This is a genomic window from Lysinibacillus sp. EB271-A1-10B (assembly GCF_058791335.1).
Genome location: NZ_JBYTDL010000001.1, coordinates 496,944 through 513,424 on the forward strand (window position 1 = coordinate 496,944; position 16,481 = coordinate 513,424).

Consider the following 16,481-nt stretch of genomic DNA (forward strand, 5'->3'; position numbering starts at 1 on the left):
GCATTAAAATTTGGAAACATTTTCTCTTTACCAACGTTTGATAATAAAAGGAGGGCTTTTCATGCAAAAAAAATTAATTTCTCTACCTGCATTATTACTAACAGCCATTTTAGTCGTAGGATGTAATACATCTGATAAAACAGAGGATTCTGATGTTCAAAAAAATGAGCCATCAAATACTGAACAACAGCAAAAACCATCAGCTGAGGATAAAACTGTAAATGGCTCAGAAGAAACGCCTACAAATGAAACAGATAAAGATACTACAGACAAAACTGACACTACAGATAGTGCAAATACACCAAAACAAGAAGTTAACTATATACAAAAAGGCAAAGAAAAAACTGAAACAGCAAGCGAATCGAAAAGTGCTGATCAAGGCTATAAAATGCAACAACTACCTGGATTTACACTTTCTCAAGAAGAACCTGGTAAAGACATGTTAATTTCTAATGAAAATGCTGAAGTATTCATGCGTATCGAAGATGTTTCACAATCAAGCTATGATGAAGTAAAAAAATCTATGCAAGATTATATGAATGCTGTTGGTGAACCATCAGCTTTATCTTCTGAGGATCTAGCTCCATTTAAGGGTGTTAAAAACATTGAAGGTTATGTTGTAAATTTTGTTGATGACAAAGAAAAAGTAATCGGCGTTGTTTTTGAAAAAGACGGTTTAATTATTAAATTAACTATTCACGATAACGAAGAACTAGATTTAACTGATGCTATGTTTAAAATGGCTGCAACTATTTCTAAAAAATAATGATTCAAAAAAGACTGTAGACAAACTTGTTTGCTCTACAGTCTTTTTGTTATTTTTAATACGGTTTATACCTTAGCGTGAGGCTCATTTCCCTTCCGATTGGTCGGATTGTGCCATGGACGGCTAGGAGCGTTTACAAGGGCGTTTACGCAGGACAGGATACTTTTGTCGCTCACTTCATCCCTTCTCCATAACCTATAATCTCCAAGGGGTCTAGAATCAAATTTAAGATTCACTGCGTTCTCTCCCTAAAAGCCTTTTGTTCAACACAAAAAGTTGCCTCAAATTCATTGAGACAACCCTTTTTAATAAGACAAATCCTTAATAGACAGTCCTAATTTTTTTAATAAAGTGATAGCTTGATCTTTTTCCTCAATAGATAGCACACTCATCAATTCATGTAAATGCTGCTCATGCTTTGGAAATAGTTCCGCCATAAATGCTTCACCTTTGTCCGTAATTTCTGCATACGTAACACGGCGATCTGACGGACATGAAACACGTAATAAATATCCTCTTTTTTCAAGTTTGTCAATGACATACGTAATAGACCCACTAGCAAGCAAAATTTTATTGCCAATTTGCTGTAATGGCTGTCTTCCTTTATGATAAAGAAGCTCTAAGACAGCAAATTCAGTAGGATTTAGTCCATTCTCTTGAAAAAATTGTTGGGTTGTCTCATTGATTGCTTTATGTGCACGTGATAATACGATATATAATTTTAATGATTGCTTTATATCTTCTGACGTCATATCCTTTTCCTTTCAATTCGCTTTTATACATGCCATTATAGCGATATTAGAAAAGCATTGTCAAAAGCATTATTTGATTTTAAGCCTCATATGTCGTTTACGGTACACATTGACTCTTTTTATGTTACTAAATAAGCAGAATCTTTCGTGGACACATCCATTGTATCCACCTGATTAAATGAGTAAATGGGGAATTGTAAGTGGAAGCATGTCCCCTTTTGTAATTCACTACTCACACCTATTACACCTTCATGCTCTTCAATCACCTTTTTCACAAAAGCAAGGCCTAGTCCTGTCCCTGCTGATTTCGTCGTGTAAAAAGGTTGGAATAAGTTTTGAAGGGTAGCACTGTCCATACCGACACCTTCGTCTTTAATCTGTAATTCAGCAATTGCACAGTCAGCAGTCATTTCTACTGTGATCGTTCCACCATTATTCATGGATTCCATCGCATTTTTAATAAGATTCATGAATACTTGCTTTAAGCGATTCTCATTGCCACCAATGTATACTTGTGTAGAAGGAGAAATGTATTGAATCATAATATTTTTCATAAGCGCATCTGGAAGCATAAACTCAATCACTTGCTTCACAATGTTATTTAGCTCTAATAATTCTACTTTCATGCTTGTTGGCTTGGACAATACTAAAAGCTCGGATAAGATTTGTTCCATCCGTTGAAGCTCACTATCGATGACAGATAAATACATACTGGACTCTTCATCAGCATTTAACTTTAATAATTCGGTAAAGCCCTTTAAAGAAGTTAATGGATTACGGATTTCATGGGCGATACTTGCGGCCATTTGACCGACAACATTTAAAGCTTGCTGATGTTCAACTTTATGTTGAAGTTGTTTCTTTTCTGTTTCATCATTAATGACTGTGACAATAATATTGTTGTATTCATCATATATACTTGAAATTTCATAATAGCAAGGGGTAATAACTTGCGTTTCATCAACTACATGAATATTTGCATGTTTTTCACCCATCAATTTAGAAAGGTATGAAGTAATTTGGCCTTTCTTAAGTGTAAACGTATCAAAGATGTGCTGGTGTGCCTTATGAAGAAGCTGTGATTTTTCTATTTTTAAATACATCTCAGCATACTTATTTAGCCCAAGAATAATCCCACTAGCGTCACTTATAATAACAGCGTACGGTAAGTGGTCATAAGCATGGAAAGATTGTGATCTCTCTTGCTCTTGGCTAACATATAATTCATGAGCTATGTCATTATTTAATGTTGAAATTTGCGCAACGATTTCTTCTGTGTTCGGATCATAAAAACATTTGAAAGACATCATTTCAAACTCATTACTAGCTGTTTGAATATTAAAGATTTCTTCTGATCTCAAATCACTTTGTAATTGTTTAACGAATTTTGCCCAATTTAAATTAGAGGACTCGTCCATTGTTAAATAACCTATATACGATGAATTGAGGTTAAACAGTTTAATTGCAGCCTCATTCATGTTTAAAATTTTACCTACTTTATTAAGAATAAGTGTTGGTGACGAAGTACTTGTCATAAGATTTCCAAAACATTGATTAATATCATTTTGCTTCAACTTTCTCACCGAACCTTTCAATAGAGTAAAAAACCCCTTATTCGAATTTTGAGCCTTTACTATACTTTATGACTGCACGATTCTATTATTACAAAATTTAGTAAATTTAAGTATTTAAAATTATTTCACGAACTGTTCACAAAATAAATAGGCAAAAAGGATTATATTGTTTGACAGCTACTTGACTGTTACAATTAGAAATTGAAAGGAAGATTATTTCATGAATACTATTTTAACTACTTTAAATGCAAAGTATATTCACACAAATTTAGCACTACGTTATTTAAAAGGTGCTGCTTTACCAGAATTTAATCCGATCATTGCAGAATATACAATTAAAGATCCTGCTTTTAATATTGTATCAGATTTATTCCAAAAAAACCCTGATATTGTAGGATTCAGCTGCTATATTTGGAATATTGAAGAAACTATTCACGTCATCAAAATGTTAAAAACTGTCTGCCCAAATGTTAAAATTTTGCTCGGCGGACCTGAAGTTTCTTACGATTCCCACCATTGGTTACGTAAAATTGAAGAGGTTGATTTCATTATTATGGGTGAAGGAGAAACTTCCTTTAAACAATTACTACGCCATTTGCATGGAGAAATTGCATTGGAGGATGTTCCAGGGATTTGCTACTTAGAAGATGGTAAAGTACGAATTCACGCACAAGCATCAAAAATTGATTTACGTGAATTGCCAAGTCCATTTCGTTTCGAGGAGGACCTCCCTCATCTAAGCAAACGAATCCAATATATTGAAACAAGTCGCGGCTGTCCATTTAGCTGTCAATTTTGTTTATCTTCTATTGAAGTAGGGGTTCGTTATTTTAACCGAGAAAAAATAAAAGAAGATATTCGATTCTTGATGGACAACGGTGCACGTACTATTAAATTTGTTGACCGTACATTTAATATAAGTCGCAGCTATGCAATGGAAATGTTCCAGTTTTTAATCGATGAACATAAGCCAGGGGTTGTGTTCCAATTTGAAATTACCGCTGATATTATGCGTCCTGAGGTTATCCAGTTTTTAAATGATAACGCACCAAAAGGTCTTTTCCGTTTTGAAATCGGTGTTCAATCAACGAACGATTTAACAAATACTCTCGTGAAGCGCCGTCAAAACTTTGAAAAACTAACACGTACAGTGACGATGGTCAAAGAAGGTGGAAAGATTGATCAGCATTTAGATTTAATCGCTGGTTTACCAGAGGAGGATTATGCAAGCTTCCGACAAACCTTTAATGACGTTTTCGCAATGCGCCCAGAAGAATTACAGCTTGGATTCCTTAAGCTTCTGCGTGGTACAGGCCTTCGTCTAGAGGCTGAAAAATATGGCTATACGTATGTGGACCAATCACCTTACGAGATTTTCTCTAATAATGTCTTAACATTTGATGATATCGTGCGCATTAAACATGCAGAGGACGTGCTTGAGAAATACTGGAACGATCACCGTTTGGATCATACGATTGAATATTTAGTAACTGAAGTGTTTGAAACACCATTTGATTTCTTCCAAAACTTCGGTACTTATTGGGAAACTAAAGGTTGGTCACGTATCGGACATCAGCTTGAGGATTTATTCCTTCGTTTATTAATGTTTTTAGAAACTGTTGAAGGTGCTGATTTAACTATCATTCAAAGCCTAATGCAACTAGATTATTTAATGGCTCAACAGTTCCAGCCGCGTAAATTATGGTGGAAGGAGCGTCCTACTGAGGAGCAACAAAAAGCACTTTATACGGCATTACGTGAAAACCCTGCCATCGCAGGTGAGCCATTTGCCAACTTCAATCTATCCGAAAAAGAGTTGTTTAAACATACGCTTATTATTCCGCATCACATTGATTACCAAAATTTTTCAAAAGGCAAAATTGTACAAAAAAATGGCTATCTTTTAACTTACTTCCGTCACGGTCAAGCACCATACTTTGCAACAATCGACTCTTTATAATAAGAAACGCTAGTCCATTAATTAAATTTAGGACTAGCGTTTTTTCATACATTAAAAACTCTTAAATCTTTCAGGAACCTTTAAATGCAATCCATATAATTACATTTCCATAAAATATATAGCAATCAGAAATCGTAGCTTTATTACACTTAACAGATGTTCTTTGATGTATTACTATTATCCTAAAAAAGTTTAGTTCGAAAATATCAATGCATCGATACCCATTAATTGGAAAAATTACCTATTAAATAGTCATAATAACCAGGAAAAAACAATTTAAAATTTTTCGACAATTGTGTGTCAAAGGCAGTTTCTAGTCAATTACGCAATCTAAATCCCTCTTTATGAATAGATTTTCTACTAAGATACCCTTTAAAATCCTCGTTCAATAAACTTATTGGCAACCGGAAAATAGTATGGAAATAAAAAAAAGAGCTAAATTAGTAACGGGTCCTGTTTTTGAGTACAAAACTAAAAAAACACTATAAAAAGTGTATCAAATCGAAATGATTTGGATGTCTTTTTTTTATTGATACAAAGCGGCTTTTTAACAATTTTCATACGAATTGGTATATCAAATCGCATTAATAAAGTTACATTATAGAAAGTTCTATAACGATGGAAATACATAATCTGGCAAGGAATTATATTCAACCGACGGAGCAGGTTTGTTCAATAAGCAGTAATGGATTCTGTAGATTTTAAATGGTAAAATTAATTAAAATTGGAACCTCCATTCATTTCGTTCGTCCTTATAGTAATTGTAGAAATTAAGGAGGGGGGTAAACAATGCTCAGTAAAAAAGGGATATTATCAACATTATTTTCAGTAGTAGGACTTATTTGTGTAGCATGTTTTTATTACTTTCAACTTAATACTGCTTGGCTATTCTTTGTTGGGGCTATTATGTTCGTCATAGGAATAATATTTAGTATTCAGAGCTTTAAAAAAAGAGAAAAAGGATTTTGGAAGTATTCCCCTATGATTGTTTTTGGGATTTATGTCATTGGTGTTTCATTGTCAATCGTACTACTTGTGTTTATGGGCGAAACTTGAACTACTCCCACTTATAGAAGTGAGAGTTTTCTGTCGGAAAATGATAAAAGGTTATATTATTTTTAAAATTTTCCTCTTAAACTTCCAGGAAAGAACTTAATCATCTTTCATTTTCTGTGGTGAAGTACTTATTTTTGCGATTCATGGAGGGCTAACGGGGTGCTTTTCTTGAAGATCATTGAGTCGCATAGGCAGCTCTTCTTTCTTTGTTGAAATAACGACGCAGGATAGTTAAGTAAGAATGATATGTGAATCTACTGGTGAATAAAGTATTTTATTTACACAAAGAGAAAGGAGGATTAAAAATGAAATCAATTGTTATAGGTAATGTTATATTTACTGGTTTTGTTGCATTATTTATTTCTTGGTTTTTTGCAGAAGGAGCGTTAGGTGAATCTGATACTTTGACGCCAGAATTCTTTTTAGTCATACCGGTATGGGCTCTTGGTGCACTGTTGATGTGGAGATTCGTTTCCAAAGACAAATTAGAAAATACTTCCTATTTTAAAATTATATTGAGCAATTCTCTGCTTTGGTTAACTATCCCTTTAGGTTTAATGTTTGCGTTTGAATTTATATAAGAATATTAGAAGAAAGATAAAGAATAAAGCTGTTTTCTTATTGAACTAATGGGGCGCTTTAGTTAAATTTTGATTCACAAAATATCAGACACAGTTGTACAAAAAAGGTACTGCGAATTCGCAGTACCTTTTAATATTAATATGCTAATTAATTGTCTTTTTAACCTGCGATTTTGCTTTTTGTACTTCAAAACAGAACCCGTTACTAAATTAGCTCTTTTTTTATTTCAATCTTAGTTGTAGGGGCTATTCAAGTATTGATTGAATCCCATAAAAGTCATTCATATCAATGATCTAGTATTTACCCGATAATTACTCGTTCCTTAGGATAGTGATAACTTGATTTTTTGCCTCTACCACCACCACCAAGAGTGTAAAGGAAGGAGATTAAACCGACACGACCAACAAACATTAAAATCATAATAATAATTTTACCAAATACCGATAAATCCGAGGTAATCCCTAAAGACATCCCACATGTTCCGAACGCTGATGTAATTTCAAAAATTATTTGAATCAGTGATGCGTGTGGCTCAGTAATAAGTAAAATAATTGTTGCAACTAAAACCATAAAGAATGCCAATAAAATAACAACAAACGAGCGGAATACATCGATTAAATGTATTTCACGTCCGAATACTTGAATATCCTCTCTTCCTCGTGAGAAGGTAATTAGGAATAGAATGGCCATGGCAAACGTTGTTGTACGTATCCCTCCACCAACTGAACTTGGCGAAGAACCAATAAACATTAAAAAGCTCATAAAAATATCTGTCGCTTCACTAAAGGTTGTAACATCGTACGTCGTCAGTCCAGCTGATCGTGTTGAAACAGAATGGAACATTGCAGAAAACAGCGCTTCATGCCAAGACATTCCCTTAAAGGAATGGAATGATTCAAGCAATAAAATTACGAGAGCCCCTACCACAAATAAAATTGCATATGTGGAGGTCGTTATTTTTGTAAATAAACTAAAGCGGAAATTTGCATGGCGATGAAGTAAAAAAGATTTCACTTCAATTAATACTGGGAAGCCTATCGCGCCTAGCACGATTAATAACATCGTTATTATTTGTACAAAGTAATCGTTATGAAACGGTAATAAACTCATGCCTGTAATATCAAAACCACCATTTGTAGTAGCAGAAACGGAGGCAAAAACACCATGAATCAACGCTTCTTCGAAAGTATCGAAATAGTTTGTAAAGTGCAACGTTAAAATAAACGCACCCATCACTTCAATACCGATTAAGATTTTCAATATTTCGCGAATTAATTGGACAACCCCTGACAAATTGTATTGATTATGGTCAATCATAATCAACTGACGCTCACGCATACCTATTTTTTTCCCAACTAGTAACCACACAAAGGTACCAAGTGACATAATGCCAATTGCGCCAAGTTGTAAAATGACAAGTACCATCACGAGGCCAAATGTTGTGTAGCTTTCAGATATATCGAATGTTGTTAAACCCGTTACACTAACTGCACTTACAGCCGTAAACAAACTATCTAATAATGAAACGTGTACACCTTCTTGATGAACGCCTGGTAGCCGTAGTAACAGGAAGGAAATCGCTATAGCTATAAAATAATAAGAGACAAGCACCTGAAAAGGTGTAACAAGTCTATTTTTTGATCTTTTCCAGGGCACGTTGAAAACCCCTTCCTAATATGATGCCAAACTCGATAGATATTAGTATAGGAAAAATACTTAAAAAAAGAAAGAGGAATAGCTACGACTATCCCTCTAAATGATATTAAGCTTTATTTTTAAAACGAACTCCTACTAAATAACCTACTAATGCGATGCCCAATAGTACGATCCAGAAAGTTAACTCCCACACAGTTGAATGTGGAAATTCTGCAGGTAAAATACCCACCTTCTCATGCGACAAAGTCAGCACAACAAGCTTTACACCTACCCAACCTACAATTAAAAACGCAGCTGTTTCAAGTGAAGGATAGTCATTTAATATTTTCACAAACCATTGTGCCGCAAATCGCATCATGATCACTCCGATAAACCCACCAAGTAACATGACAATAAATTGTCCACCATTGATGCCACCAATATCAAAGCTTCCTACCTTCGGTAAAGTAACCGCAATGGCAACTGCAGCAAGCATAGAATCAATAGCAAATGCAATATCCGCTGCCTCTACCTTAAGCACTGTCATCCAAAAACCAGAGCCCTTTTTTCTCGTTTCTTCACTAGATTCTTCTTTTGAGTCTTTTTTATGGCGCAAATCATATATATTTTTGGCGGACATGAATAATAAATAAGCTGCTCCCAATGCTTGAATTTGCCAATAATTCACTAATACTGTAATGACAAAAAGCGCTGAGAATCGGAAAATTAATGCACCGAATAATCCATAAAACAGTGCCTTTTTTTGTTGCTCATGTGGTAAATGCTTCACCATCACAGCCATTACTACTGCATTATCTGCTGCTAATAACCCTTCTAATACTACAAGTACAATAAGTACCCAACCGTATTCTAATACAATTGATTCCATTCATGTGCCCCCTCTAAAGCTCTGTATACCCAAATTAGTTATTACTATACGAGTACAAAAGAAAAGACCTCTGCCCTATTAAAAGGCAAAGGTCTCGCTAAGCAAATAAATGTCTGACAATTCATCAGTACCTCTCTTTTACTAGTGGAATGAATACCGCAAGCATAGAGTTAATCGCTTATCACACCCGATGGTAAAAACCATGTCATGACGAATGTAATCCAGATACATCGCTCGTATCTGTTAGCTACTCCCCTTTGACAAAACGTCGAAGGTTCTTCTTCTGTAAAACTCATTATAGCACTATCATATATGAGTGGCAAAATTATTCTACCCTACTATAGGCTCTGATTTCCGCTACGGACTACTCGCTTTCCTGCGGGCGAGCGTTGAGCCGCTTCCTCCGCTTCGCTCCGTGCAGGGTCTCGTCTGTCTCGCTTTTCCGCGAGAGTCGAGTAGCCCTACGCTACAATCAGTTAAAATGGGCATTCATTAGCAAAATATAAACCAAAAATGCTTTTATCAGTCAATAATAAATCTATAGCCGATTGCATCAACTCTCAATTAGCAAACCACTACTTGAAGTCACTTTATTTGAATTTGATAGCTTTTATCTTCTTTATGCGCTAAATAAAATTCAATCATTCTAGGCATAGTTTGTATAAAGTCGGGGCATGTAATATTACCTATTTTCAAAATAGTCATTGCTTCCGACGTATCGAATTTAGCATCCCAAGTTAAATAATCTAAAGTTTCTTGCTCAACACCTAGATTTTTTCGAAGAAGTGGGACTTGTAAAGATAGTCTTGCTAGTGTTAGCGGTAATCGTCCCTTAGGATAACGGTTCGTTAATAACTTTACCATCGTCCGATACACTTCCTGCATCGGATGTGGATTTGGGTCCGTTAGATGTAAAGTTTTACCTTCAGCACATCTTTCATCAACTAGATAAGTCGAAGCTTTTATAATGTAATCCACTGGCACTACATTTATTGTTGATTTCGATTGACCAATGTACGGAATAAAAGGTAGGCATTTTAATTTATCCACCATATTTAAAAAGAAATAAGGTCCATCGAATTTAATCGTTTCTCCTGTTTCTGAATGTCCACGTACGATACCAGGTCGAATAATTGTCAGTGGTATTTCTGATTTCAAATCTTCTACTCGATGCTCAGCTTCATACTTTGTTTCCTCATAATAGTTTTTAAATGCAGGCGGGCGAATTAATTCAGTTTCTCGCAAAACACCTTCACGTATTCCTGCGACATACGCTGTACTGAAATACATATAGCGTCTTAAGTTCGGAAGTGTGCGAACAAAGTCATTGACCATAGTCGTACCATGTACATTTACCTTCCATGCAATATCGCGAGGCACGGCTAAATCATAAATGGCAGCTAGATGCCAGAGCACCTTTATTTGAGGTACAATTTCCTGTACAGCTTGGTTTTCTAGACCGAGATTCGGTAATGTAATATCTCCCTCTACAATACGAATAGAACAGTTAGGAAACTCCGCTAAAATATGTTCTCTTTCTAAATTTGCTTTTATTAACTCCCCAGCTAAAACAATAGCGATGACTTCTTGTGATTGATTTTTTAGAAATAACTCTCGTATTAATTGACTTGAAATAAAACCCGGAAAGCCTGTAAAAAAATGAACCCCCATCTCTCATCCCCCCTGAACTTACCGCATCTTCCTTGTTGTCTTATCCATTAAACTGTACACGATTGGTACAATATATAATGTCAATAAAGTGGATGTCACTAGCCCTCCGATTACGACAATTCCCATCGGTTTATTCATCTCTGTTCCTTCACCGATGCCAAGAGCAAGTGGTAGCAATCCTAAAATCGTTGTTAGTGCAGTCATTAAAATTGGTCGAAGTCGATCTTGTGTAGCAAGTACAATCGCATCATACGTTGCCAGTCCTCTAGCTTTTTGTTGATTAATGTAATCTACAAGAACAATCCCGTTATTCACGACAATTCCAACTAATATTAAGATGCCTATAACAGATGTCACACCAATTAGCGTGTTCGTAGCAAACATAGCAATAGCAACACCAATAATCATTAAAGGTACTGTGAACATGATAACGAATGGATATTTAAAAGATTCAAACTGTGCGGCCATCACGATATATACAAGTACGACCGCTAACGCAACTGCTAAAAGCATATCATTAATCGCACTATCATAAAGCTCACGATCTCCACTAAAGACAATTTGAGTTTCAGTAGGCAAATCCGCTTTTTCCAATGCTTTGTCCACTTTAGCCGAGATGCCACCTAGCGATTCCTTCGTTTTATATTCAACAAAAAATGCAACAGCAGCAGCCTGATCAGAACGTCTTATCGATACTGGCCCTTCTTGTACAGAAACAGTTGCAATGTCCTCTAGTTTTACAAATAAACCTGCAGGTGAACGTAGCTGCATCGATTTTAATGACTCGATACTATCATTAAACACTTGTCCAAAGCCTGTATAAACAGGCAATACAGCACCATCCTCTGCCATTAATTGCGTAGTTAGCTGACCCTTTGTCATTTGATTGACCGTCTGAGCAATTTGTGCAGGCACAAATCCGTAGTCCTTCGCCTTTTCACGGTCTACTTCGACTTGAATTTCTTTTACAGTGATATCTAAATCCGTAGATACCTTTGTGATAGCATTCACCTTTGATAGCTCCTGCTGCACTTTATCAACAGAGCTATGAAGTCTTCGCTCATCAGAATCTGTTAACCTAAACGTTAATGTATTTGGTGACGAACCTGTTGTCGTTGAGACATTGAAGTTGATTTCAACTTGCTCCCCTAGCTTTGCATGCAAATCTTTTTCAACCTCTTCTACAAATTCAAAAATCGAACGATCCCTATCTGCTAAAGGGACAAGCTTTACATATAGCTCAGCTTGGTTGGCACTTGTTTGTCCCCGAGCTTGCGCTTGCTGTGTACCACCGATTAAGCTAACATATACGTCAACATCTTTCTCCTGTTTCAAACGATCTTCAATTTTCGCAACCACTTTTTCTGTTTCTGATACGGCTATCCCTTTTTCAAGATTTACACTTATGGATGCAAATCCTTCATCGGTTGGCGGTAAAAACTCTGTGCCAATTTTCATAAGTCCAAACAAGGCAAGTCCAAAACAGACAACTGTTGAGATTAGTACAAGCATACGGTGACGCAATACCCAAATAATTGATGTTTTGTAGCTCTTGTAAAAGGATGATTCATTTCGTTTTTCATAAACATTGATTGATTTCATTTTTAAAAGACGACTTGCAAGCATTGGGACAACCGTTAACGCAACGACTAAAGAAGCGATTAAGCTAAAAGAAATAGTTAAAGCAAATTCTGTGAAAATTTGCCCTATTAATCCTTTAATAAACATTACAGGAATGAATACAGCAATTGTTGTGAGTGTGGACGCAGTAATCGCAAGCGCCATTTCCTTTGTCCCATCCTTAGCTGCTTCGATAGGGTCCTTGCCAAGTCCTAAATGTCGTTCAATGTTTTCTATAACAACGATAGCATTATCAACAAGCATACCAATGCCAAGTGCTAACGCCCCTAATGTCATAATATTGAGTGAGAAATTGGCGAAAAACATTAAAACAAATGTAACAATAACCGAGTACGGAATCGCAATTCCAATAATAATAGGGCTTTTCACACTTCGTAGAAAGACAAATAGCACGAACATTGCGAATAATCCACCTAGAAGTAAAGAAGTTCCGATATTGCTTATCGCTAAATCTACGTAATTCCCTTGGTCCACTAGCACATCTGCAACGATTCCTTCATATTGCTTCTTCGTTAATAATTCATTTAAAGCCTTTTTAAAAGCTTTGGATACTTCTGCCGTATTAGCGCCTGATTCCTGTAATACAGACATTAATACTGCAGGATGCTCATTTGCACGTGTCGTAGTTATAGATTTTTGCTCCGTGCGTTCAACAGTTGCTACTTCTCCAACTGTTAATGGTTTACCATCTAGTGGATTTACCGAAATGATTAAATCTGCAATGCTTTCAGGTGAATTTAATGTGCTTAAAATACGAGTTGTTAACATCTTTCCATCTGCTGTTAATACGGGTTCACCAGGAAGGGAAACATTGTTCGATTGAATAATTTGAATAACATCTGCTTGCGTTAATCCTTTTTCAACTAACTTCGATTCATCTAAAGTTATTTGAACTTCTTCGACTAGCTTACCGGAAATATTTACACTCGCGACACCAGCAGTTCGACGAAGTTCCTTTTCCAAGGCTTCTGCCAGTAAACGCACATCTACATGGTCATTTTCCGCCCGTAGTGAAAGTTGGATGATAGGAAACTGAGATGGATCAAATTTTAAAAAGCTAGGTTTCTCAGCATCATTCGGTAAAGGGGTCATGTCGATGCGTTGTAAAATATCGAGCTGAGCATCTTCAATATTGGTTGACCAATCAAATTCGAGAACAATTAAATTGGATCCTTCTTGAGAGGTAGACTGTAGTTTTTTAATCCCTGGTAAGGTGGCAAGCGTTGTCTCCAATGGCTTCGTTATTTTTTCATTAACCTCGGTCGGACTTGCACCAGGATAAGAGGTAACAACGATGCCAATTGGTGGACGTAACTCAGGAATAAGCGTAATAGGTATTTTTAATAATGAAACGCCACCCAAAATAATGACTAATATCATTGTAACTATTGTAAAAACAGGCCTTTTAATAGAAAAATTACTAATATTCACTTTATAAGCTCCTTTTCCATCTCTTCCCTTCTATAATACCCGAAAAGGTGAATATTTTATAAATTGGGCACCACCATAACGTGTGGTTGATTTCCGTTCCGACTGGGCGCTTTGTAGCTGCCGCTACGCTTTCGCACAGATAAAACATTTGTTGTTGCTGTCGCTACGCTTTCGCACAGAGCAAAGCTTCCTGGGGGCGTCCGATGAGCCGCTTCGCTGCGCTCCAGGGTCTCGGGCCAACAGATGTCTTTTGCGCGAAAGCGTGAGTGCAACGTAGCGGCAGCAGAGGGTTTTGGTTTTGTTTGTGCGAAAGCGCAGCGACAGCAACAGCACGATGTTGGTCACGAAGGCGTTATCACAGGACGTGATGCTTTTAGCCTTCGTTCCTCTATATCGCTAATCCCCAAGGAGTCGCCCAGTCGTAACGAAGATCAACATAGCAACCGCTTAAAACAAACGCTACCCCAACTTTTAGTAATGTGCCTATTTATAAATTCTTTCCGGAAGCTGTTCATCAGGTTTAAATTTCCTAATACTGTATATATTCTACATAAAGCTTTAATTTTCCTTGTAAAAAAACACGAATCGCAACATGTCGATTCGTGTTAGTTTGTTCACTTTTGAAATGCCTAAAAATGATAAAAGCTCTACGCTATTGTTGATTGGAGTTGAAGGCTACTCGACTCCCGTGGGAAAGCGAGTAGACTGAAACGGAAATCAACCTGACAATTCTTTTTATTATAAAAGGCTATACAGTTTAATGTTTTCGTTTTTATCTGCAAACCAACGCATAGCAAATTCATTTTCAAATAAGAAAACAAGATTATCAAAACGGTCTTTTACAAGCATTGAACGACCTGAAGACATTGATTCTTTAACATCCTCTTCGTTTTCAATCCATCTTGCAATTTTCGAACCAATTGGCTCCATTCTCACTTCAACATTATATTCATTTTTCATACGATGCTCAAAAACCTCAAATTGTAATTGACCAACTGCTCCAAGAATAACTTCTTCTGTATGCAATGTTTTATAATATTGAATGGCGCCTTCTTGCACTAATTGTAAAATCCCTTTATGGAATTGCTTAGACTTCATTACATTTTTCGCAGTTACACGAACAAATAGCTCTGGAGTGAACTGTGGTAGTTTTTCAAATTGGAATGTCTTTTTACCACCTACGACTGTGTCGCCAATCTGATAAGTACCTGTGTCATATAAACCGATAATATCACCAGCTACTGCTTCATCTACTGTTTCACGGTCATCCGCAAGGAATTGTGTTGATTGTGTCACTTTGAATGATTTACCTGTACGAGATAAAGTCATGTTCATGCCACGTTCAAATTTACCCGATACGATACGCACAAAGGCAATACGGTCACGGTGTGCAGGGTTCATATTCGCTTGAATTTTGAAAATGAAGCCTGAAAACTCCTCATGCTCAACTGGATCAATAAATAGTTCATTCTCAGTAATACGAGGCTGTGGTGTCGGTGCAAATTGTAAATATGTTTCAAGGAATGTTTGTACACCGAAATTTGTTAAAGCAGACCCAAAGAAAACAGGTGTTAATTCACCACGACGAATTTTTTCTTCTGAGTACTCATTACCCGCTTCATCAAGCAACATAATGTCGTCCATTGCTTGTGAATAATAAGAAGTCACCTTCATCGGATGCTCAACTGCAAGTTCCCCATTTTCATCAATTGGCAAGAAACGCTCTACTTCATCAGAACGGAATTGCTCGATACGTTTATTATAACGATCATAAATACCTAAAAACTCTTTACCCATACCGATCGGCCAGTTCATCGGGTAAGCGTTAATGCCCAATACCTCCTCAAGCTCTTCAATCAGCTCAAGTGGCTCCTTCCCTTGACGGTCAAGTTTATTAATAAACGTAAAAATTGGAATACCACGCATTTTACAAACTTTGAACAGCTTTAAAGTTTGTGCTTCAATACCTTTGGCAGCATCTACGACCATGACAGCACTATCCACCGCCATTAGTGTACGATACGTATCCTCCGAGAAATCTTGGTGACCTGGAGTATCCAAAATATTGACACGTGATCCATTATAATCAAATTGCATAACTGAAGAAGTTACAGAAATCCCACGTTGCTTTTCAATCTCCATCCAGTCAGATGTTGCAAACTTACCTGTTTTCTTCCCTTTTACCGTACCGGCATCACGAATTGCACCACCAAATAGTAAAAGCTTTTCTGTAATCGTCGTTTTCCCAGCATCAGGGTGACTGATAATGGCAAAAGTTCGACGTGATAATATATCTTTTTCTAAATTTGAATTCATCTCGTCATTCTCCTTTTTTCATACTTACTAATAATAAAAGAAGACTTGCCTTTCTTACAACCTTTTTACATGAATTCCCCAAAGAATACTTAGCTAGTTCCAATGTAGATAGTCCCTCAAACACTCCGATGATAATCATTTTCTTTCAATACATTCACCTTCATGTTAACCCAAAAAGAAAACCCCTTGACTAAAAGGGGTTTTAAAG

The 16,481-nt window shown here is 36.4% G+C and carries 11 protein-coding genes; 4 read left to right on the forward strand and 7 right to left on the reverse strand.

Going from position 1 to position 16,481, the window contains the following annotated elements:
• Window positions 1-61 precede the first annotated feature (61 nt).
• On the forward strand, window positions 62-766 hold the full coding sequence (locus AC3WSK_RS02340; RefSeq protein WP_079559638.1) for a DUF8580 domain-containing lipoprotein: 705 nt from the start codon (window positions 62-64) through the stop codon (window positions 764-766).
• Between the two features lie 305 nt (window positions 767-1,071).
• Here AC3WSK_RS02340 and AC3WSK_RS02345 read toward each other — a convergent pair whose 3' ends face one another.
• Complete coding sequence (locus tag AC3WSK_RS02345) at window positions 1,072-1,518, reverse strand: MarR family winged helix-turn-helix transcriptional regulator (protein WP_079559637.1); 447 nt, start codon at window positions 1,516-1,518, stop codon at window positions 1,072-1,074.
• A gap of 119 nt (window positions 1,519-1,637) precedes the next feature.
• A complete protein-coding gene (locus tag AC3WSK_RS02350; protein WP_492411670.1) occupies window positions 1,638-3,113 on the reverse strand; it encodes a PAS domain-containing sensor histidine kinase in 1,476 nt (491 codons plus the stop codon).
• A gap of 199 nt (window positions 3,114-3,312) precedes the next feature.
• On the opposite strand from AC3WSK_RS02350, the gene AC3WSK_RS02355 reads away from it, so the two are divergent.
• The 3 genes from AC3WSK_RS02355 (at window position 3,313) to AC3WSK_RS02365 (ending at window position 6,689) form a co-directional block, all read left to right on the forward strand.
• Window positions 3,313-5,052: a B12-binding domain-containing radical SAM protein gene (locus tag AC3WSK_RS02355; protein ID WP_079559635.1), complete on the forward strand. Its 1,740-nt coding sequence runs from the start codon at window positions 3,313-3,315 to the stop codon at window positions 5,050-5,052.
• A gap of 789 nt (window positions 5,053-5,841) precedes the next feature.
• On the forward strand, window positions 5,842-6,108 hold the full coding sequence (locus tag AC3WSK_RS02360; protein ID WP_492411673.1) for a hypothetical protein: 267 nt from the start codon (window positions 5,842-5,844) through the stop codon (window positions 6,106-6,108).
• A 305-nt stretch (window positions 6,109-6,413) separates the two neighbouring features.
• Window positions 6,414-6,689 carry a hypothetical protein gene (locus AC3WSK_RS02365; protein WP_427481937.1) on the forward strand — a complete coding sequence of 92 codons (276 nt, stop codon included), beginning with the start codon at window positions 6,414-6,416 and terminating at the stop codon, window positions 6,687-6,689.
• Window positions 6,690-6,990: 301 nt separating this feature from the next.
• On the opposite strand, the gene AC3WSK_RS02370 is transcribed toward AC3WSK_RS02365, so the two are convergent.
• The 5 genes from AC3WSK_RS02370 to AC3WSK_RS02390 all read right to left on the reverse strand — a co-directional run bounded on the left by AC3WSK_RS02370 (window position 6,991) and on the right by AC3WSK_RS02390 (window position 16,273).
• Entirely contained in the window at window positions 6,991-8,346 is a 1,356-nt protein-coding gene (locus tag AC3WSK_RS02370; protein WP_427481935.1) for a TrkH family potassium uptake protein, read from the reverse strand.
• Window positions 8,347-8,452: 106 nt separating this feature from the next.
• Window positions 8,453-9,214 (reverse strand): TerC family protein, encoded by a 762-nt coding sequence (locus tag AC3WSK_RS02375; RefSeq protein ID WP_492411676.1) that lies wholly within the window; start codon window positions 9,212-9,214, stop codon window positions 8,453-8,455.
• Between the two features lie 585 nt (window positions 9,215-9,799).
• Entirely contained in the window at window positions 9,800-10,885 is a 1,086-nt protein-coding gene (locus tag AC3WSK_RS02380) for an SDR family oxidoreductase (RefSeq protein WP_492411678.1), read from the reverse strand.
• A gap of 18 nt (window positions 10,886-10,903) precedes the next feature.
• The gene (locus AC3WSK_RS02385) at window positions 10,904-13,957 is read right to left on the reverse strand and encodes an efflux RND transporter permease subunit (protein WP_492411680.1); all 3,054 of its coding nucleotides are present in this window, start codon (window positions 13,955-13,957) and stop codon (window positions 10,904-10,906) included.
• A gap of 738 nt (window positions 13,958-14,695) precedes the next feature.
• Window positions 14,696-16,273, reverse strand: coding sequence for a peptide chain release factor 3 (locus AC3WSK_RS02390; RefSeq protein ID WP_079559628.1), 1,578 nt, complete (start codon window positions 16,271-16,273; stop codon window positions 14,696-14,698).
• Window positions 16,274-16,481: the final 208 nt, after the last annotated feature.